General features: G+C 59.2%; 15 protein-coding genes. 9 read left to right on the top strand and 6 right to left on the bottom strand.

Annotated elements, in window-relative coordinates; all coding sequences use genetic code 11:
- Positions 1-22 precede the first annotated feature (22 nt).
- Positions 23-706: a DUF4142 domain-containing protein gene (locus VG146_15540; protein HEV2393766.1), complete on the top strand. Its 684-nt coding sequence runs from the start codon at positions 23-25 to the stop codon at positions 704-706.
- 290 nt (positions 707-996) lie between these two features.
- Here the strand turns inward: VG146_15540 and VG146_15535 are convergent, their stop codons facing one another.
- The gene (locus VG146_15535) at positions 997-1,413 is read right to left on the bottom strand and encodes a MarR family transcriptional regulator (protein HEV2393765.1); all 417 of its coding nucleotides are present in this window, start codon (positions 1,411-1,413) and stop codon (positions 997-999) included.
- Positions 1,414-1,518: 105 nt separating this feature from the next.
- Here VG146_15535 and VG146_15530 point away from each other — a divergent pair, with 105 nt between their 5' ends.
- On the top strand, positions 1,519-3,306 hold the full coding sequence (locus tag VG146_15530) for a chloride channel protein (protein ID HEV2393764.1): 1,788 nt from the start codon (positions 1,519-1,521) through the stop codon (positions 3,304-3,306).
- A 191-nt stretch (positions 3,307-3,497) separates the two neighbouring features.
- Positions 3,498-3,821 carry a hypothetical protein gene (locus VG146_15525; protein HEV2393763.1) on the top strand — a complete coding sequence of 108 codons (324 nt, stop codon included), beginning with the start codon at positions 3,498-3,500 and terminating at the stop codon, positions 3,819-3,821.
- Between the two features lie 184 nt (positions 3,822-4,005).
- On the opposite strand, the gene VG146_15520 is transcribed toward VG146_15525, so the two are convergent.
- The 3 genes from VG146_15520 to VG146_15510 all read right to left on the bottom strand — a co-directional run bounded on the left by VG146_15520 (position 4,006) and on the right by VG146_15510 (position 8,146).
- Entirely contained in the window at positions 4,006-6,090 is a 2,085-nt protein-coding gene (locus tag VG146_15520) for a polysaccharide biosynthesis tyrosine autokinase (GenBank protein ID HEV2393762.1), read from the bottom strand.
- A 1-nt stretch (position 6,091) separates the two neighbouring features.
- On the bottom strand, positions 6,092-6,808 hold the full coding sequence (locus VG146_15515) for a polysaccharide biosynthesis/export family protein (protein HEV2393761.1): 717 nt from the start codon (positions 6,806-6,808) through the stop codon (positions 6,092-6,094).
- A 72-nt stretch (positions 6,809-6,880) separates the two neighbouring features.
- Entirely contained in the window at positions 6,881-8,146 is a 1,266-nt protein-coding gene (locus tag VG146_15510) for a hypothetical protein (protein HEV2393760.1), read from the bottom strand.
- Positions 8,147-9,115: 969 nt separating this feature from the next.
- Here VG146_15510 and VG146_15505 point away from each other — a divergent pair.
- From VG146_15505 to VG146_15490, 4 genes are all read left to right on the top strand, one after another.
- The gene (locus VG146_15505; protein HEV2393759.1) at positions 9,116-9,886 is read left to right on the top strand and encodes a sigma-70 family RNA polymerase sigma factor; all 771 of its coding nucleotides are present in this window, start codon (positions 9,116-9,118) and stop codon (positions 9,884-9,886) included.
- Positions 9,887-9,965: 79 nt separating this feature from the next.
- Positions 9,966-12,437 (top strand): protein kinase, encoded by a 2,472-nt coding sequence (locus VG146_15500; GenBank protein HEV2393758.1) that lies wholly within the window; start codon positions 9,966-9,968, stop codon positions 12,435-12,437.
- A gap of 313 nt (positions 12,438-12,750) precedes the next feature.
- Positions 12,751-12,960 carry a TilS substrate-binding domain-containing protein gene (locus VG146_15495; GenBank protein ID HEV2393757.1) on the top strand — a complete coding sequence of 70 codons (210 nt, stop codon included), beginning with the start codon at positions 12,751-12,753 and terminating at the stop codon, positions 12,958-12,960.
- A 3-nt stretch (positions 12,961-12,963) separates the two neighbouring features.
- Positions 12,964-13,209, top strand: coding sequence for a hypothetical protein (locus VG146_15490; GenBank protein HEV2393756.1), 246 nt, complete (start codon positions 12,964-12,966; stop codon positions 13,207-13,209).
- 255 nt (positions 13,210-13,464) lie between these two features.
- On the opposite strand, the gene VG146_15485 is transcribed toward VG146_15490, so the two are convergent.
- Positions 13,465-15,717, bottom strand: a complete 2,253-nt coding sequence (locus VG146_15485) for a M56 family metallopeptidase (protein ID HEV2393755.1) — start codon at positions 15,715-15,717, stop codon at positions 13,465-13,467.
- A 9-nt stretch (positions 15,718-15,726) separates the two neighbouring features.
- Positions 15,727-16,098, bottom strand: a complete 372-nt coding sequence (locus tag VG146_15480) for a BlaI/MecI/CopY family transcriptional regulator (GenBank protein HEV2393754.1) — start codon at positions 16,096-16,098, stop codon at positions 15,727-15,729.
- Positions 16,099-16,289: 191 nt separating this feature from the next.
- Here VG146_15480 and VG146_15475 point away from each other — a divergent pair, with 191 nt between their 5' ends.
- Together VG146_15475 and VG146_15470 are read left to right on the top strand one after the other, a co-directional pair.
- Complete coding sequence (locus tag VG146_15475) at positions 16,290-16,856, top strand: cupin domain-containing protein (protein ID HEV2393753.1); 567 nt, start codon at positions 16,290-16,292, stop codon at positions 16,854-16,856.
- A 180-nt stretch (positions 16,857-17,036) separates the two neighbouring features.
- Complete coding sequence (locus VG146_15470; protein HEV2393752.1) at positions 17,037-19,340, top strand: dienelactone hydrolase family protein; 2,304 nt, start codon at positions 17,037-17,039, stop codon at positions 19,338-19,340.
- Position 19,341: the final 1 nt, after the last annotated feature.

The following is a 19,341-nucleotide window of genomic DNA, read 5'->3' as shown; positions in this document are numbered from 1 at the left end:
AGGAAAACAAAGGAGAAAGTTTATGAAGCGACACACATTATTATTTAGCACCACCGCATTGGGCTTGGCAATGTTCGCCCTGCCGCTGCGGGGGCAACAGGCCCAGGACCCCTCCGGCACAGCAGGAATCCAGGGACAGTCATCCAGCGCGGAAAAAACCGATGCGAGATTCATCAAGGAGGCCGCGCGCGGCAACGATCTGGAAATTGCAATGGGCGAATTGGGAGCAAACAAGGCGCAAAACCCACAGTTAAAGTCCCTTTGCGAGATGATTCAAAAGGATCACACCGCAGCTAATGAGCAGTTAAAGCCGATCGCGCAGAAGTACGGCGTGACCCTCGAGCAATCCCAGAGCTGGCTTAAAGAACACGCGCTCTCAAAACTCCAAAAGGAGCCGGCGGGTCCCAAATTTGATCAGGCATTGGCGACGGACCTGATGCGGGACCACCAGAAGGACATTACGAAGTTCCAGAAAGCCGCGACTGAACTGCAGGCGCCTGATGTTAAGGAGTATGCTCAAAACATGCTGCCTCAACTCCAAAAGCATTTCCAAGCCGCCCAACAAGCTGCCCAGGCGGTTGGCGTCAGCCAGAGCACGATTTCGTCCATCGCGAATAAACTCCCGCCCGGCGTCGGTGGCGCCAGTGAGGAACAGGGCGTGAGCAGCCAAAAAGGGGCCGGCGGCAAAGAGCTGGAAAATAAGTAGGGCCAACCTGGCATAGCCCGCCGTCTTTTTCAGATTCGACTTGAAAAGACTCAGGCATGGATGTCACATGCAAGGCCGTCGGGGTTTTTGAAACCCGACGGCTTTTTTCGTACACAGAATTCACTCTTCCGCGCTGCTTGAAACGGGACTGAAACACTAAACGCAAGGTTAGCTCCAAAGCGCCAGGACTGGCGCAGTCCAGGACGCTTCGCGCGGGCCGCAGGCCTTCGGCTGCGCTAACGAAAGCACCGGGTCTCATCCAGACGTGAGCCTGACGTGACCGTGATTTCTCAGTCGGTGAGTTGTTTGAGCCGAAGAATAAGTTCAGGCCCCAATCGTTTCAATTGCCGGGTGTGGGCAGCGGAAAGTCTTTCGAGCACATTCTCGCCGCGACGCGTGAGCTGCACGAAAACCTGCCGCCGGTCGTCGGCTGAGGGCACGCGCGCCACCCACTTCTCGGCTACTAACCGATCCACCAGGCCGACCGCGCTGTGGTGGCGAAGTTGCAGGCGCTCAGCCAATTCACCCACGGTGACGGAGTCCCGTCCGTGGAAACCCTTAATGGCCAGCAATGCCTGATGTTGTTGGGGTGTGATGCCGGCATGGTGCGCCGCCTCCTCGCTGAAATGAAGGAACTGCCGCAGCGCGTAACGCAACGCCGCCAGGGTTTGGTACTGCGGCTTGGAGAGCGGTTTGGTTTTCGGCATCAATCGTCGGTTTTAAAGCGCATGACTGCAGAATGTCAGCCTCCGGTTTGACATATATCGTGATACGATATACCATCAAGCCTCTTGATGCAAAGTGAATCATTTATGCCGGCTCCGGTGAAGCGCCAGACCAACGGTTCTGTCGCCTTGATGGAAGACGAACTGGCGGATTTCAGCACCGACCGCCGGGTTTTGTTGTTGTCGGCCATGGCTTTGGTCATCGGGGCCATCGGCGCGGTCGTGGCCTATGCGTTGATTTGGTTGATTGCCCTGATTACGAACCTGGCCTTCTACCAACGTTTTTCCGCCGCGCCGGCCGTACCGCAAGGCCATCATTTGGGGGGGTGGGTGGTGCTGGTGCCGGTGGCGGGGGCTCTGATCGTGGGATTGATGGCGCGATTCGGTTCGGAAAAAATCCGTGGGCACGGCATCCCGGAAGCGTTGGAGGCCATCCTGCTGAGCCGCAGCCGGATTCAATCCAAGGTGGCGATTCTTAAACCGCTTTCCGCAGCCATTTCCATTGGCACCGGCGGCCCTTTCGGCGCAGAAGGGCCAATTATCATGACGGGCGGCGCGTTCGGCTCAATATTCGCGCAACAGTTCCACTTGAGCGCGGCCGAGCGCAAAACCCTGCTGGTGGCTGGAGCTGCGGCGGGAATGTCAGCCGTGTTCGCTACGCCGGTCGCGGCAGTGCTGCTGGCCGTTGAACTGTTGCTGTTCGAATGGAAGCCGCGCAGTTTCATCCCGGTCGCGGTGGCATCGATTGTGGCCGCGGTGTTGCGCGTGCCGCTGCTGGGCGCGGGACCCATCTTTCCGGTGGTTGCCCATGCCGCCTTGTCAGGCACTGAACTGGCCATCGCAGGCGGCCTCGGCGTTCTCGCCGGCTTTGGCTCCGGGTTATTGACCATGCTGGTCTATGCTTGTGAGGATATTTTTCAAAAGCTGCCGCTTCATTGGATGTGGTGGCCGGCCATCGGCGCGGTGTTCATCGGCGTCGGAGGGTTGGTTGAACCGCGGGTGTTAGGGGTTGGTTATGACACCATCCATAGCTTGCTGCGCGGCGAACTGGTCGGCGCCGTGGTGGTTGGTTTGCTGGTGGCCAAGGCGCTCGTGTGGTCTATCGCTCTGGGCTCCGGCACCTCGGGTGGAGTCCTGGCGCCTTTGTTGATCATGGGTGGGGCGCTGGGCGCTTTTGCCGGGTCGCACCTTCCCGTGGGCGACCCGGGTCTCTGGGCGCTGGTCGGCATGGCCGCCATGATGGCCGGGACGATGCGCTCGCCGCTCACGGCCATGGTTTTTGCGGTTGAATTGACGCGCGACTTCAACCTGTTTCCCGCTCTCCTGATTGGCTCGGTCGCCGCTCTTGGGGTGACCGTTTTGCTGATGCGCCGGTCTATCCTTACCGAAAAGCTCGCCCGCCGCGGCTACCATATTACACGCGAGTACAGCATTGATCCGTTTGAACTTGCGCGCGTGCGCGAGGTGATGGACGTGGACGTGCCGACGGTCCCGGCGACCATGAAACTTTCTGAGCTTTCCGATCTCATCGCTCAGGGGGACGCTGACCTGAGCCGGCGCCAAGGGACCTTAATTGTGGATGAGCAAGACCGGCTGGTAGGCATCATCACCCGAGGCGATATTGTCCGAGCGTTGCGCCAAGGCCAGGGGCCGGAGATGACCGTAGCGGAAGCCGGGAGCAAGGAACTGGTGGTTGCTTTTCCCGACGAACCGCTGCACGCAGCGCTCACCAAGATGCTGACCTCTGACATCGGACGCCTGCCGGTTGTGGACCGCCAGGACCACACCCGGGTGATTGGCTACCTTGGCAGGGCGGCGCTGCTTTCAGCTCGAATGCGCCTCCACGAGGAGGAACACATTCGCCAGCGAGGTTAGTTCTGACCAAATGGACTGGGCGGGCTAGGCAGGAAAGGTAATCGGTTAGTGACGGCGGGCGCTGCCGCCTAAAGGCGGCGTTCCGCGCGTCCGGAACGCCGGCTTCAGCCGGCAACCCCGCAGTCACTGAGGCATTACCAGGAAAGCAAAATTTGTCTTTCCTTTTATTGGGAAGGAGATAGGCTGGGGGTGTGACAGTCGAAACGTTCAGGCCGGAAATCATCGAGGCAATCAAGGCCTACGAGAAGTATATCATTTGCATCGACAAGGTGCCCGAGGGGTTCGAGGCATCATTGGTGTCGCTGCTGAACAAGGCAATAAAGGCGTATGAAAGCCGGGGGCCGCAACTGCGTCATGGGATAGCGCTGGATCGGCAGGTAACAGTGATATTAAGCCAGAACGAGGGGAGCCGGCCTTTGTGCGGGATATATTTCAATCTGCATTCGCCCTATCAGAAGCAATCTTCGGGGAAGGCGCTCAAAACCATAAGCCAGTCGATAGGCGGGACGGATTAGAGCCGGTTTCGGAGGGGACCCATCGCCCGGGGGTCACCGTTTTAGAGCCTGTTTTTAAAAACAGAATTGCGACTATTTGCCCTCGTCCTCGACAGCCCAGTAAGCAGCCACAAGTCTGCAAGATATAGTTTGGCTTCGCCATGCCCCTGTTATCTCCTGTTCAACTGAATGGTTTACGGCTTAGTTAGGCGCGGGGAGCCGCTAAGTAATCCTTGTATTTGTGGTAATAGAAGTAATCTGCGCTTCGGGGCCGGACGGCATTGAGAATAATGCCCAGGACGCGAACCTGCCGCTGATATAAGAGGTCAAGGGCGGCGTGAGCGAGGCGCGCGGAGGCGCGCTCGGCGCGCAGGACAAACAGGATGGCATGGGCATGGGGCGCCAGACTGGTGACATCATCGGCGGCCATAACTGGAGGACTATCCAGCAGGACAAAGTCGTAGTTTGCGCCGCTTTCTTTGAGGAAGCGCTGAACGCCGGCGCCGATAAACAGTTCGCCGGGCTCTTGGGCGAGCTGACCGCGCGGGAGCAGGGAGAGGTTGGGGACCTTTGTGCGCCGCACGGCTTGCTCCCAATTGAGCCCGCCCCCGAGGACCTGGCATAATCCCGCTTCTGCTTGGATGTCAAAGAGGTGGTGCAAAAGGCCTTTGCGCAAATCGGCGTCCACCAACAAGACACGGGCGCCGGCCTGAGCGAGGGTGATGCCGAGGTTGGCGGTAATGAGGGATTTGCCTTCGCCGGGTATGGAACTGGTGAGCAAGAGGACGTTGGGCCGGCGGGCTGAGCGGTTCATATAGAGGAGAGAAGAGCGCAGGTTGCGGAAGGCCTCGACGAAGGCATGGCGTGTGTCAAGTGGCCGGAGCAAATCGACTGTGTGGCCCTGGAGGCGCGGTATCTGAACGAGGACGGATTCATCGAAGCAGTCGTGGAGGTCGGTGAGGCCATTGACTCGATCATCGAGGTGATCGAGCAGGAGGAACAAGCCGAGCGTGAATCCGGCGGCAATAACGCAGGCGGTAAGCAGCCGGCTGGGAAGACTGGCCTGGCGGGGGACGGCCAGGGAGGCGGGTTCGAGGATAGTGACGGTCTCCGGGGAGATGCCTTTATTAACATCCAAGGTTTGGAGTGCGCCAAGGAGCCGGTCGTACAGGGCTTGGACACGTTGGGAGTTGGCCTTGAGGCGCTGGAACTCGGCGCTTTTGCGGCTGATGTCCAGGGCCTTGGCGTCCCACTCCTGGATGTCGTTCTGGAGGTTGGTGATTTGGAGTGCGAGGGCGGATTTGCGATTTTCAAGCTGCTGCCGGTTTTGCTGGCGGTAAATCTCCAGCAAACGCTGGCCGCGGGCGATGTCCTCAGCGAGGGCAATGATTTTGGGATGGCGCGGGCGGAGGTAGAGCGCCAAGTCCTGCTGCTCGGCCTGCAAGAGCTGGAGGTGCTGGCGCGCCTGGAGATAATCGGAACCAAAGGGCTGGGGGTTGAGGGGAGCGGTTGAGGTTCCAGGGATGTCGTCAAGGGCCAGAGTGGTTCCCAAGGTCTCGCGGGGTTCGATGGCCTGGTCCGGGGTGAGCGAATCGAGCAGGGTCAACTCGGATTTGAGCGCGGCCAATCGGTGGTTGAGAGCGGCCAGATAGGCGCCGGCGCTGTTGCCTTGCTCCTGGAGCAACACGACGCTGTTGGATTGCTGAAACAGGACCATGTCCTCATCGCTGTGGCGCAAGTCCTTTTCCAGACGCAAGACCTGCTCGGTGAGCCCGGCGACGGTGGTGTCGGATGTTTGGTCGCGCATCTCGCGTTTGAGCTTGATGTATTCCTCCATGCAGGCCTGTAGAAATGCCTGAGCGCACAGCGGGTCGGCGCCAACGGTTTCCAGGACGAAGATGCTGGTTTTGGGGGAGACGGAAATCCGTAGATTGACGGCCAGGTTGGTAATTCCGGCTCGCAGGGCCAGCACCCGGCCCTGGGCGCGATTGAGGACGACCCCGCTCTGCATCAGGGAAGCTTGTGTGCCGAGGAAATTGCTCAGTTCTTCGTTGTAAACCGAGCCTTCCGGCAAGGCCAGCTTGATGCTGACAATCATCCGCCCGGACGATACGAAGGCAGGCGCGCTCAGGAGCGGCAGGCCAAATGCCAACGCCAGGCCCAGAGCGAGGCCTGCCAGCAGCACCCACCACTTACGCGCCAGCAAATCCCGGTAGCGGGCCACGCGCACGGCAAAAGCGCCCTTGTCCCCTGCCCTGCCACCGAAAAACGCGATGTCCTCTTGGTTCATTTTAGAAATTGATCAAACGCGAAGGCACAATTATCAGGTCGTCGGGCAGCAAAACCAGGTCCTTTTCGGTTTTGCCCTCTTCGAGAATTTCCGCCATGTTCAGTTCGAATGTCTGCTTGCCCGCCCCCTTTAGGCCGGCGCGTATGATTTTGACCTTCTTTTTATTTGCGAAGTCGCCAAAGCCACCCACCCGCAAGATGGCCTTGCCGGCCGTGAGGTTCTCGTTCATCGCGAGGTCGATGGCCCCCTGGTTGCGGACCTGGCCCCAAACATAAATGCGGCCCAGAAACTTGTTGGCCACGTCCAGCGAGAGGATCACCGTCGCCCGGTAATAGTATTCCTTTTCGAGCTGGGCCTTGAGTTCAGCGGCAAGTTGCTTGCAGGTCTTGTCAGCGGCCATGGTGCGCCCCACATAAGGAGCGTCCAATTCGCCGGAATCGGCTATGACCAGGCTCTTCGGGGCCTCGCGGTCTTCGAGGATTTGCAGGCTGACCTTGTCGCCGGCCCGCAGTTTGTACTTATCGTCCGGCACGTACCCGGTCGGGTTGGATTGCGCTGGGTCAGCCGGCGGGTTGGTGCTCGACGTGATGGCGGGAGCAGCAGGCGCCGGCCCGGTTGGGCTCTGGGCCAAAGCCACGAGATGCCCGCACAGACACAATAAAAGCAGCGTGAGGAAAGCGCCGCAATTCGGCTGGCAACCCGCTCGGGGGTTTCCCATTCCGCCGCAATGGGCTCGACGCGGCTCGCGTTGAAGATTCATGCAAGACATCAGATGAACAGTTCGCCCCATTTAAAGCCTCCACACCAGCGAGGCCATCAGGACGTTCGCCGAGTAGCCCCGCCCCGAGTAATCCGACCCGCGCCAATAATATTGATAGCTCAGAGTCGCTGTGAGCCTTGCGCCGAAGGCGCGGTTGAGAGAAATGCCGGGGTTGAGCCAATCGAACACTTCGGCGCCGGGCCCCAGTTGCGTCCCGTGCTGATAACTCAGCATGGTGGACAGAGCGCTATGGCGAAAGAGATGCCAGGCCGCCTCGAGTCGCGCGAAGAACTGATCGAGCATCCCGCCGTAAAAACCGAAATTGAGCGAGCGCCCCCCGCTCAGGGTGTAATCGAGATACTGATTGATTCGATGCGTCCCGCCCACCTGCAAGTAGAAGCCGCTGAACGCTCCGCCCTGCTGCGCCCCAGGGCCGGATTGAGGCGAGAACGAGGAGTACCCGGCGCTGACACGGGCGCGGAGGTGCTCCGTGAGTTGGGTGTCGAAGAATGGGCCAACGTTCCATTCTGTGCCATCGGTGAAGGCCGGGTTGGCAAGCGTCGCATCGTAATGAATAAGAGCGCCCCCGGCCTCGAAGCCGCCCCGGAGGCCTGGTTTGAGGGCATAGCCGACGGAGCCGGAGAAGGTTTCGGCCTGGCCGTTCGGCTGGCCGTGCAAGCCGCCCAGCGCGATAAAAGTCTCGTGATCGTAGCGCAGGCTGGGAATGACCTTGTTCAAGTCCCAAACAGCGGAAAGACCGGCGGCGTTGTCGAGTCGCTCGTAATCGCCGATCCCGGTGACTGTCGGATCGAGAAAGGCGTTTTCCACAATCGAGCAGCGAACGTGGGCGTTAAGCCACAAATCCAGGATGTAAACATCAAATGACACTTCCGACCCCGGCGTCAGGAAAGGACGGTCGTACTCCGAGTGGCTGGCGTAGAGGTCGTATCCCACGCCGATGGCCAGGGCAATCGTGTTGACCTCTGAGAGCGGCAGGCGCATCCGAGCGTCCACCTCGGGACGAAACACCAGGTCTTGCTCACGCTCAACCGGTGTCGCGCGCAGGTTGTCATTGGCCTCCAACCCAAACCCGGCATCGAAGGACCACGCGCTGGGGCCTAGCCTGAGATTGGAATCAGCCAGGGCACCGGCGGCCTTGCGCCGTTCCTCACTGGCCTCCGCCCCGGCCAGGGACATGCGAACAGATTCCTGCCCCGGAGAAGCCGTTGCAGAAAGCAGAACGCAAATAACAGCCGCCCGCGCAACGCCGCTCAATTTGACTCTTTGGCCGTTCACTTCTGATTCGGCGGCAAAGGGGTGAACCCGGCCGCCAGGGAGGAATATAAAAAGAAACCCGGCGGCAAGGTCAATATCTTTTTGGGCGACTTCTAGCGCCGGCGCCGCGAACTCCCAAAGGGGGCTTACGAGGAGGGCGAGTGGGAGCAGAGCAGGAGTAGGAGTAGGAGTAGGCGGAGGAGTAAGACATAGAGGCGGAGCGGACACTGGTGCAACAAGGCCGGCCCGGGCATTTCACTCCATGCAGCGCTGGGACGAAGCCCAGGCGCGCCGACCTCTTGTAGCCCGGCGATCAGGGCTCCGTGGAACTCGGCCTTCCGATAGAGAGACGTGCCAATCTGGTTGGCGCTTCAGCGACGGCACCGGGGCTTTGGTTGGAATCCGGCTGAAGAAGAGGACCTTTTATGTCACCGGGCGCTTCGGTGCCGTCTGCCAGGCTGGAACAGGAGGCGCACAGGTTAGGGTTGGCAGAGCGTGATTTGGCCGCCTGGGCCATAGGTTCGCCGCAACAGATGCAAATGTGAGGCTTCATGGAACACAGTAATCGAGCATGGCCGCTTTGGTTCTCGTTGAATTCAAGCTGAAAAAAACCAGATGAATGCGCAGGCGCGCAGATGAACGCTTCCATCCAAATGGATGCGGGGTATCCAACACCTCACCCGCAGGCCAAGCAGCCCTACGCCGGCCACCCCCTTTGAAATCTGCGTTCATCTGCGCTTTTCTGCGGCTCATCTACCCGTTTAAGGTGGCAAGATAGACCACCACATCCATTCACAAGGATTGATCGAGAATTGTTACAAGAATTCAGAGCTTTTTTGAAAATGGCCCGCTCCCCTTAACGACCATGGAGGATGATTGCGGTAATTTTTTCCGTTTTCTGCTTTCAGGCTTTAAAATGAAGACTGCTGGATTTAAGTGCTGGATTTAAGTTGCGCTCTGGCGCGGCTTGGGAAACATTTGGGAAACCCAATGGACCCGCCCGATCACTATCCGCCGGCCGGTGATTACCCCCACTTTAGCCACGACAAAGGGGCGGCCTTCTCGACGACGCACTGGAGCGTGGTGGTCACGGCCGGACATGACGATCTGGCCGGCGCTACGCTTGCCCTGGATCAGCTCTGCAGCAAGTATTGGTACCCAATTTATGCCTTCATCCGGCGACGCGGGTCGGACTACGAGGAGGCCGAAGACCTCACCCAAGGTTTCTTCGCCCATCTGATCGAGATGGATACCTTGAAAAAAGCGGACCGGCAGAAGGGCAAATTTCGCACCTTTTTGCTCGCCTCATTGACAAAGTTCCTAAGCAACGAACGGGACAAGCAGCACACCGCCAAACGCGGCGGCGGGCGCCAGGTCCTTTCTCTCGACCAGCCGGCAGCCGAGGGACTTTACAGCCTGGAACCGGCTGTGCCGGCTTCACCCGAGAAGCTGTTTGACCGCCACTGGGCCGCGGCGCTGGTCGATGGTGTTCTGGCTCGCCTGCGAGAGGAATACCGCGCCGGAGGAAAAGCGGAATTACTGGCGCAGCTCGAGCCCAGTTTGACGCAGGAACCGGGACCGGGCGGCTATGCCCATTGGGCCGGCGCTTTGGGCCTGAGCCAAGGGGCGGTGCGGGTGGCGCTCCACCGGATGCGGCGGCGCTTTGGCCAACTGCTGCGCGAGGAAATTGCGCAGACCGTTGCCCATCCCGCCGATGTGGACGAAGAAATCCGGCATCTCTTTGCCTCCTTCACGGCCTGAGAGCCTGTTTTGATTTCTGTAACATCTTTGCCGGATTCCTTGTGAAACAACCGCAAAGGCCCGCTAACAAATGGACGAAATGCGAATATTGACCTGCGCCCGTTGCGGGGCGGAGTTGGCTGCCAATGCCACCGTTGGCCATTGTCTGGCATGCTTGCTCCAACTGGGCCTGGCCGCCGATGATTGCGGGCCGCCGGAGATGTTGCCCACCGGCCCGCCCTTCCGGCTGGCCGGGCCTGGCGTGGGCGCGGATGCAGCCGTGCACAGGATTGTCGGCAACTACAAGCTGCTGCAACAAATCGGGGAAGGTGGCTGTGGGGTGGTCTATATGGCCGAGCAGGAGCAGCCGGTGCGCCGGCGTGTCGCCCTGAAGGTCATCAAGCTGGGCATGGATACCAGGCAAGTCATTGCCCGGTTCGAAGCCGAACGGCAGGCCCTGGCGCTGATGGACCATCCCAACATCGCCAAGGTGCTCGAAGCCGGCGCCACCGACACTGGCCGCCCTTACTTCGTGATGGAACTGGTGCGCGGCATCCGCATCACCGATTACTGCGACCAGCACCAGCTCGACATCACCCAACGGCTCCGGTTATTCATTCAGATTTGCCACGCCATCCAGCACGCGCACCAGAAGGGTATCATTCACCGCGACATCAAACCCTCGAACATCCTCGTTACCCTCCACGATGAGACGCCCGTGCCCAAAGTAATCGATTTTGGCATCGCCAAAGCCACCGCTGGCCGGCTCACCGACCACACCTTGTTCACGGCATTTGAACAATTCGTCGGCACGCCAGCTTACATGAGCCCGGAACAGGCCGCTCTGACGGACCTGGACATCGACACGCGCAGCGACATCTACAGCCTTGGGGTGCTGCTCTATGAGTTGCTCACCGGCAAGACCCCGTTCGATACAAAAGCGCTGCTCGCTGCCGGCCTGGATGAAATGCGGCGCACCATCCGCGAGAGGGAACCGCTGCGTCCATCAAAGGTCCTGGACACTTTTGGGCAACTGCCAAGCGAGCCCAGCCCGGCTCGCGCTGCGCATCGCGGACCCATTCTCAACGCGCGCCTCAAGTCGTTCTCTACTGATTTGGATTGGATCGTGATGAAGTGCCTCGAGAAAGACCGCGCGCGGCGGTATGAAACCGCCAGCGGATTGTCCAAGGACATCGAGCGGCACCTCAACTGCCAACCAGTGGTCGCCCGCCCGCCCAGCCGCCTGTACGAACTCCAGAAGACCTTTCGCCGTCACAAATTCGGCTTTGCCGCCAGCGTTGCGGTGCTGGCCGCGCTGCTTATTGGCGCAACCGTTTCGACCCGGCTTTACTTTAAGGAAAAGCAGGCCCGCAAAGTCACCAACGCCGAGGCGCGAAAGAACCAGGAAGTCGCTGATTTTTTCAGACGCGCGCTCAGCATTGCGCACCCGGGAGGCACTTTCGGCGACTTACGGGTAGTGCGGCAGATTCTCGACGATACGGCCCAACTGCTGCCCGGGCGTTTCACCAATCAGGCGCATGTCGAAATGCAACTACGCACCTCCTTGATCGAGGATAACGAGAACCTCGGACGCTGGAAGCAAGCAGCGGACTTGGCGCAGCAGAATGTCCAGATCGCCCGCGCCCGACTCGGGCCGAATCATCCCGCCCTGGCCGTTGCGCTGGCCCAACTGGGGTGCGACCAGTGGCACCTGGGCAATCAAACCGGCGCCGAGGACTCGATTAGCCAGGCCCTGGCGCCCCATGGCAAAGGGCTTTGGTCCGGCAATCTTCCGCAATCCGAGCAGGCCCTTGACGACCTGGTTGGAATCCTGTTGCCGTTGCGCCAGGCCAAAGTGGACGATCAATTCCTCGACCAACTTCTAACCCCGGCAGTCCAGCAATACCCGAATGCGGCAAGAATCTTCGCTATTCGCGGCGGATTCTTCGCCCGTCGCGGCCTGTGGCAGCCGGCGGCGAGCGACCTGTCCCGGGCCGTCCAACTCGATCCCCAAAACCATCAGTTCTACCACGCGCTGGCTCCGCTCCTGGCGGCCGAGGGTGACTTAACAAGCTACCGCCAGCTCTGCGCCCGCATCCTGACCCACTTCGCCCAGGCCAATGACCCTTCCATTGCTGATCGCATGGCCAAGGACTGCCTGATACTGCCCTCTTCTGGCGTGGACTTGAGTTCGGTAGGCCGGTTGGCGGACATGGCCGTGACTGGCGGTCATCCCTACTTTTTCCTCTGCAAAGGCCTGGCCGAGTATCGCCTTGGACATTTTGTCAGCAGTCTGCATTGGATGGACAAGGTCCTCGCCAACCCGGATCGGAATCCGGTCCGCGACATGGAATCCCACGCGGTTGTGGCCCTGGCTCACTGGCAGTTGCACCAACCTGCGGAGGCCCGGCGCGCGCTGGTGCAGGCCACACAGATTGCAGAGAACCAGTTGCCCAAGCTGGACAGCGGTGACATCGACGGCAGTTGGATAGACTGGATCATCGGCCATACCCTGTTGCGCGAAGCAGAATCTCAAATAGAAGAAAGGGCCTCCAAGCCGGTGGCGCCTTAGGCGCAAATGGGCCTCAAACCGGCAGGGCTGGCGGCGGTCTAAACGCGGCGACCACCTTGGGACGGGTCATGAAGATGAGCAACAAAGCATCACCAAACCGGCAAGGACGCCAAACACCCCAAAGGCGGCGAAGACAATGTTGAGAATCCCGAAAATGGTTACGGCGGGAGGTCTTTGCATAAGAAATTGTTTTTGTGCAGCATATCCCTCCATTAACTTTTGAACAGCCTTTTTGAAGGGTTAAAGTCGCGCTGTTGACGAGCAGCTGGCGCAAGCGCTTGAAATTCACTCCGCGCCGATTAGACTTCCAGCTATGACAGCGGCCAAAGTGATTGAGGAAATGGACCGTCTGCCGCCGGACGAGCAGGCCAAAGTAATTCGGCACGCGTTGGAGTTGGCTCGCCACCGGCGGCTCAGCGCGGATGAGCTTGGCCAGTTGGCCGAACGCCTGGCCGCCTCCAACGATCCGGCAGAGATCATTCGATTGAGGTCTGCAATGACGCGCGGATTCTACGGCGAGTGATCCATGCCGAAGATTCGCCGCCAGAATCTGCCTCGGGCCCTGTACGACCATTTGCTCGACCGCGTTCAGCAACGCAGTATTTCAGCCCACCAACTCCGGCTTCTATTGCTGTGGATGGACACACAGCCCGAAGTTCCCAACGGCAGGTGGTTCAAGCGATTCCCCGAGTTGGTCGTCTGCGGCGACGGCGAGCTGATCAAAACGTTTCTCCTGCCAACTCAAGCTCCGACCGGCAATGAAATCGCCTAGCGAACGACCCGCGGGCACCGCTACGCGGTGCGCACGCCACGGCGCCAATTGCAGCCGGATTTGAGGTACGAACCGTCGCCCAATCCTTCATGAACTGGCCGCGGCTATAAGGAAATAAGGTTTGCACTTTGCGCATCGTCAGAATGTTCCCACAGACTGGGCACCCTACTCGTTCTTGGTTGTATTTTCATACCCTTAAAAACTTCGCACCAAGTTAACGGCGAAAAACCACTGTGACCCAAAAATCAAAACAACTTAAGGATTATCGCTGGTTTTGAAGCTATAAGCCACCGGTTCCAGAGGCACGCCAGCGTCGCTCTGGAAGTTCTTATAGTTCTCGGCGTTGAGGCTTAGCCGGTAAGCCGTACGCGCCTTAAGCGCCACGGGCAGCACACAGGTCTTCTTATCCTCGGTCCAGTAAAACCGTTTCCCTTCGGGCGCCTTGGGGAAATCGGAATCGTCGTCGCCGGCCGTGCACCATGAACACCCTCCACCCATCGGGACGCTGAAGGTAACGCGCAATTCGGTCACCGCCGGGCTGACATTCTGCGCTCCGTTATCGGGGTCGAACTGGACAACCTGCGGGACGCGAGTTTTGGCCTTTAGGTCTTCGCTCGCTCCGTGGGTGGTGAAAAAAATGGCGGATGGCAGGGCAGCCACACCCTGCTCGTTGGCGAAGTTCTGATAGCCGGTCGAGTTGATGCCCACACGATAATAGTGACCTGCTTCCAATTTCACCGGCAGGGCACAGGTGCGTTTGGCGCGCCACTCGGCTTTCTGGCCTTCGCGCATCGGGGGGAAGTCCGGGCCGCCGCCCGTCCATGACATCCCGCCGCCCATATCCTGATCGAAAGTGACCGTGATCTCGGTCAGACCCGGATCGACGTCCGTCGCCCCAACGGCGGGCGAGGTGGCGATGATCCTGGGCGGAACCGACTTGGCTGCTGCTGTTGAAACGGGCGATCTGTTCCCGGACTGGGCATTACTCAAGGATTCCTGCGGCGATTCTTCATATTTTATGAATTGTTCCGGGGTGATCTGTTCGACCGAAGTGATCTTCAGGCCCGGCACCTTGGCGAGGCTGGCTTTTAGTTTGTCGGGATAATTGCTCAGAAACGAGGCCACCAGATCGCCGTCTTGCTTTGTCGTTCTAAAGAAGCCGTTTTCTCCGAGCTCTGTTTCACCCGAATAACTATGGGCGTACTGTTCGATTCTCCCCAAAAACTCTCTCGGGTTGGCCGGCTTGAAGTCATCGACGGGTTCAAATCTCACTACCCATACGTTTTGGACGAATTCACGGAGCCATTTATCCGCTTTCGCGGCGTCGGGTTTCACTCCGTGCGTACCTCGGTAATAAGCGTCCCAGAGCCGGTAGGCAGCCCACTTGTTACCGCCGTCGGCCATCTTCTGCTGTTGCTGTTCATACGTACTGGCAGCGGTCGTATCTCCGGACTGGGCATCAGTCAGTGTAATCAGCCCGAGGCCAATGAACAGTAGCGCGGCCACAGCAAGGCCGCGATTGGATTTATGGAATTGCGTGATCATACGAATCCTTTCTTTCAGGTGTTGTCTATCTTCAATGATTCCAGCCAAGCCAGGCGCCCGCAGCGAGTCGCCAAAATTCTCGAGCACTTTCACAATAGTGAGGCCATACGACTTTGCCTCTTGTTCCTCCGCATACGAAAGAGCCAGGGCGTCGCAGGCCAGTTCGCGGTCCACTCGCATTCGGGAAAACGCCAGCCAAACCAGGGGATTGAACCAGTGAAGGATTTGCAGGAGCACGGTCAGCCAGCCCAGCGGGATATCGTGGCGCTTGACGTGACCCAGCTCATGCAGGAAGACAAAACGCAGTTCGTCATGGGAAAACTGGCGCGTGAACCCTGCCGGCAACAAGAGCCTGGGCCGCAAAAATCCGAATAGGGACGGCCCGTCCACTGCGGCTGTTTCCACTAGCATTATCGGCGTGCGAATTCCCATCCTTTGTTTGCAGTCCTCGAGTAGATTCAGAGCCGGTTCATCAATGAGCGGGCGGCTCCGCGCCACGCGCCGGTGGAACCGGAGATGATTAACAGTCAGGCCAAGCGTAAACACGAATGCGCCTGCCGCCCACGCCAGCGGCAGCCAGGAACGTTCGGCGCTAAGCCTCGGCGCAGCGGCTTCCAATGAAGCGCCGGTCGCCTCAGCGGATACCCCCACCGCAGTGACGTGGGCCGCTTTCGGGACCTGCGAATCTGAAGCCGCGGGAATTTTCCAGCGGCTGACAACGCGTGTAAGGGAATTGGAAACATCCGGGAGGCTCAACAGGTTGAACAGGCTGACTGCGGATGGAAAGGTCCAAGGCAAAGCCAGCCGCAGCACGACCAGCAGCCAGAGCCCATAACGCCAGCTCGGTCTGAGCCGCCGGCCCAGCAGCCGTTGCATGGCCAAAACCAGCACGATGAGCACGGTGGCCTGCCATGAAGCTTTGAGCAACAAGCGCCACGAATTGCTTTCAAGAAAAAGGTCCATTGGGTCTCCTTACTCCTGGCTGTCCAACAGCTCTTTCAATTCGCGAATTTCTTCCCGCGAAAGCCTCTTGCGCGCCACAAAATGCGCCACCATCGGCTTCAAGGAGCCACCGAACACCCGGTCCAGGAACGAAACGCTCGCGGCCTCGGCGCATTCACTTTGCCGCACCAGCGGGTAATAGAGATACGCCCGCCCATCCACCTTGAAACCGAGAGCTTTCTTTTTGACAAGCCGGTTCAGGAAGGCCTTGACGGTTTTGGGATGCCAGGCAACGTCGCGTTGAGCGAGCGCCGCAATGATTTCACTGGCGGAACAAGGCTCCTGTTTCCAGACGACTCGCATAACCTCCCACTCGGCATCGGAAATACGGGGAATTTTCATTGGTTGTTGGTCGATTACATCTGCAATCCTTCGGTAGATTACATCTATAATCGACGACACGTCAACGGAAATCTCTTTACCGTTTTTGTTCAGTTGTGTGTTAAAATCCGTAAAGTGCGCAGGAAAACCTTCTCGCCTAATGGGTAATGCCAGTTGCTTGATCCCAGGTTGCGGTGGCGTAAGTTTGGCTCATGAGATCGAAAATGGATACGAGGGGAACAGCATCGCACTTCGAGCAGTTTGTGCATGAACCCGATGTGGTGGCGCAGGAATTGAAGGATGACGGGGTCTTTCCGAACAGCAAACTGCCGCTGCTGGTTTATCGGGGAGCGGTCGTACTGCCGGAGGAGGAGCCTGCGGCGATTTTTGAGCAACTGTTTGCCGGGCACGGCTGGAGTGCCACTTGGCGGAATGGCATTTATCCTTATCACCACTACCACAGCACGGCCCATGAAGTGCTGGGCGTCTATAGCGGCTCAGCAAAGGTCCAGCTTGGCGGCGAAGCGGGCGTCATACAAGAGATTCACGGCGGCGATGTCGTCATTATACCCGCCGGAGTGGCTCACAAGAACCTTGGTTCGAGCGCTGATTTCGGGGTCGTCGGCGCCTATCCGGAAGGCCAAGATTGGGACATGAACTATGGCAGGGCCGGCGAACGCCCGCGTGCGGATAAAAACATCGCCCGGGTGCGCCTGCCGAAGATGGACCCAGTGTACGGTGCCAGTGGGCCGTTGTTGGAGAATTGGGTGGGCCGGTGAGTGGGCGCTGGTTCCAAAACCGAGGCTGAACAGGTTACCCCTACGGGGCTTGAACCCGCGGCTGGCTCTGGGTCCAAACCACCGGAAACCACCTGCGATTAGAAGTCCTCAAGCTTCATCGAAGAAGACGTGCCACGCTTGCAAAACTCCGGCTTAACTTGGAACATGACCCGGTGTTCAATGAAGATAGGACTTGCTCAACGGCTTCTGCTGTTCTGGCTTGCCAGTTTGGCCTGGGCTTGTGGCGCGCCGCTACAACCGCTTGCGGGCACCGCTCCACTGACGATAGAGGGGGATGTGGCCTCAAACCTTGTGGCGGGCGTGGACCGGTTCTTACTGCGCAAGCTTGAGGAATCGCTCGCGGGACGGGAGCAGTTTTGGCACAGAGATTTTTCCTCATGGCAGGCTTACGAGTCGTCCCTGGCCGCCAACAGGCAGCGTTTGGCTCATATCCTTGGAGTGCGCGACCAGCGAGTTGGCAAAGTCGAACTTGAACTCATCGCGACCACTGCCCGGCCCGCTCTTTGTGGGCGCGGGCAGGGTTATGAGGTGTTTGCCGTGCACTGGCCGGCATTCGGGGATGTCACCGGAGAAGGACTGCTGCTCGTGCCAAGCAATGCGCCCGTTGCAAATGTCGTTGCGCTCCCGGACGCCGACCAGACGCCTGAGCAACTGGCGGGATTGGCCGGGGGCATTGCGCCCGAGAGCCAGTTAGCGCGGCGCCTGGTCGAGAGCGGGTGCCGAGTGATCGTTCCGATGTTGATCAACCGGCGAATCAACGCGCAAAGGGGGCTTTCGAATCGCGAATTCATTTATCGCTCAGCTTTCGAGCTGGGCCGTCACATCATTGGTTATGAGATTGAAAAAGTCCTGGCGGCAATAGACTGGATGAGCGCGCAAAGCACAAATTCTGCGCTCAAAATCGGGGTGATCGGGTGGGGGGAAGGCGGTTTGCTGGCGTTTTACACCGCAGCGCTGGACACGCGGATCAGGGCCGCGTGCGTCAGCGGATACTTCGATGAGCGGCGCAAGGTCATCTGGCGGCAACCAGTGGACCGCAATGTGTTTGGTCTGCTGGATGAATTTGGGGATACAGAGGTGGCGGGGATGATCGCGCCCCGTAGCTTGATCGTCGAGGCCGCCGGTGGCCCGGAACTGACCCTGCCCGGTGGCAGCGCGTACGTCGCATCGCAACGGGTCAAGGGCGCGCCGGGAATTCTTGAGTCTCCCAGGCTGGAAGATGTCCGCTCGGAATTTGCGCGCGCCCGCGGTCTGGTCGCCGGGCTGAAGCCCTCGCCGAAATTGGAGTTGGTCGTCAGTGGCAAGGCGGGGACGGGACCCTTTGGCAGTGAAGGCGCTTTGAAAGCTTTCTTAAGCGCGCTGAGCAGCAAGGCTCGCCTGGCCCCGCAAGAGGCGGCCCCTGAGAACCTGTGGCCCGGGTTCGACCCAGCGGCCCGGCAGGAGCCGCAGTTGCATGAGTTGGACCGCCACAGCCAGTTGCTCCTGGCTCAGAGCCCTTACGTGCGCCAGGAGTTCATGGCAAAGCTCGATACGACATCGCCGGAAAAATTCCGCCTGAGCGCCGACGGCTACCGCGATTTCTTTTACCGCCAGGTCATTGGCCGGTTTGACGACCGCCTGCTGCCGGCTCATGCGCGTTCGCGATTGGCCTATGACCAGCCGAAATGGACCGGCTACGAAGTCGTGCTCGATGTGTTTCCGGACGTGAGCGCTTACGGGATTCTTCTGCTGCCCAAAGACCTCAAGCCCGGTGAACGGCGGCCAGTGGTGGTTTGCCAGCATGGTCTGGAGGGCCGTCCGCAGGACACGATAACCGGCGACAGCCATTACTATCACGATTTCGCCGCACGGCTATGCGAGCAAGGCTTTGTGACTTTCGCGCCGCAAAACCTCTATATTTTTGGCGACCGCTTTCGCACGCTTCAACGCAAGGCCAATCCTCTGGGCAAAACGTTGTTTTCCATTATGGCGCCGCAGCATCAACGGATCACCGACTGGCTCAAAACGCAGCCATTCGTCGATCCGGCCCGGATTGGATTTTACGGCTTGAGCTACGGCGGCAAGACGGCGATGCGCGTGCCGGCCCTGGTGACAAACTATTGCCTATCCATCTGCGCGGGTGATTTCAACGACTGGGTATGGAAGTGCGCTTCGACTCTCAGTCCCTATAGTTATGTTTGGTTGCCCGAGTACGAGATTTTCGAGTTCGACCTCGGCCGCACCTTCAATTATGCGGAGATGGCGGCTTTAATTGCCCCACGCCCATTCATGGTCGAACGCGGGCATTTCGACGGCGTTGCGCCTGATGAAACGGTGGCATACGAGTTCGCCAAGGTGCGGTATCTGTATGAGGCGCGGTTGGGGCTTGAGGGTCAATGCGCCATCGAGTGGTTTACAGGGCCGCATACGATTCACGGCCAGGGGACCTTCGCTTTCCTGCACGAACATCTCCATTGGCCGTGAA

The organism is Verrucomicrobiia bacterium, assembly GCA_035946615.1.
Classification (GTDB): domain Bacteria; phylum Verrucomicrobiota; class Verrucomicrobiia; order Limisphaerales; family UBA8199; genus DASYZB01.
This window is presented reverse-complemented; position numbering and strand designations above follow the sequence as displayed.

Coding starts and splice junctions, on each gene's coding strand:
- VG146_15490 (HEV2393756.1), top strand. CDS start 12,964: ATGCCGAAGATTCGCCGCCAGAATCTGCCTCGGGCCCTGTACGACCAT.
- VG146_15470 (HEV2393752.1), top strand. CDS start 17,037: ATGAAGATAGGACTTGCTCAACGGCTTCTGCTGTTCTGGCTTGCCAGT.
- VG146_15500 (HEV2393758.1), top strand. CDS start 9,966: ATGCGAATATTGACCTGCGCCCGTTGCGGGGCGGAGTTGGCTGCCAAT.
- VG146_15540 (HEV2393766.1), top strand. CDS start 23: ATGAAGCGACACACATTATTATTTAGCACCACCGCATTGGGCTTGGCA.
- VG146_15505 (HEV2393759.1), top strand. CDS start 9,116: ATGGACCCGCCCGATCACTATCCGCCGGCCGGTGATTACCCCCACTTT.
- VG146_15485 (HEV2393755.1), bottom strand. CDS start 15,717: ATGGACCTTTTTCTTGAAAGCAATTCGTGGCGCTTGTTGCTCAAAGCT.
- VG146_15530 (HEV2393764.1), top strand. CDS start 1,519: ATGCCGGCTCCGGTGAAGCGCCAGACCAACGGTTCTGTCGCCTTGATG.
- VG146_15480 (HEV2393754.1), bottom strand. CDS start 16,098: ATGAAAATTCCCCGTATTTCCGATGCCGAGTGGGAGGTTATGCGAGTC.
- VG146_15535 (HEV2393765.1), bottom strand. CDS start 1,413: ATGCCGAAAACCAAACCGCTCTCCAAGCCGCAGTACCAAACCCTGGCG.
- VG146_15495 (HEV2393757.1), top strand. CDS start 12,751: ATGACAGCGGCCAAAGTGATTGAGGAAATGGACCGTCTGCCGCCGGAC.
- VG146_15515 (HEV2393761.1), bottom strand. CDS start 6,808: ATGGGAAACCCCCGAGCGGGTTGCCAGCCGAATTGCGGCGCTTTCCTC.
- VG146_15475 (HEV2393753.1), top strand. CDS start 16,290: ATGAGATCGAAAATGGATACGAGGGGAACAGCATCGCACTTCGAGCAG.
- VG146_15520 (HEV2393762.1), bottom strand. CDS start 6,090: ATGAACCAAGAGGACATCGCGTTTTTCGGTGGCAGGGCAGGGGACAAG.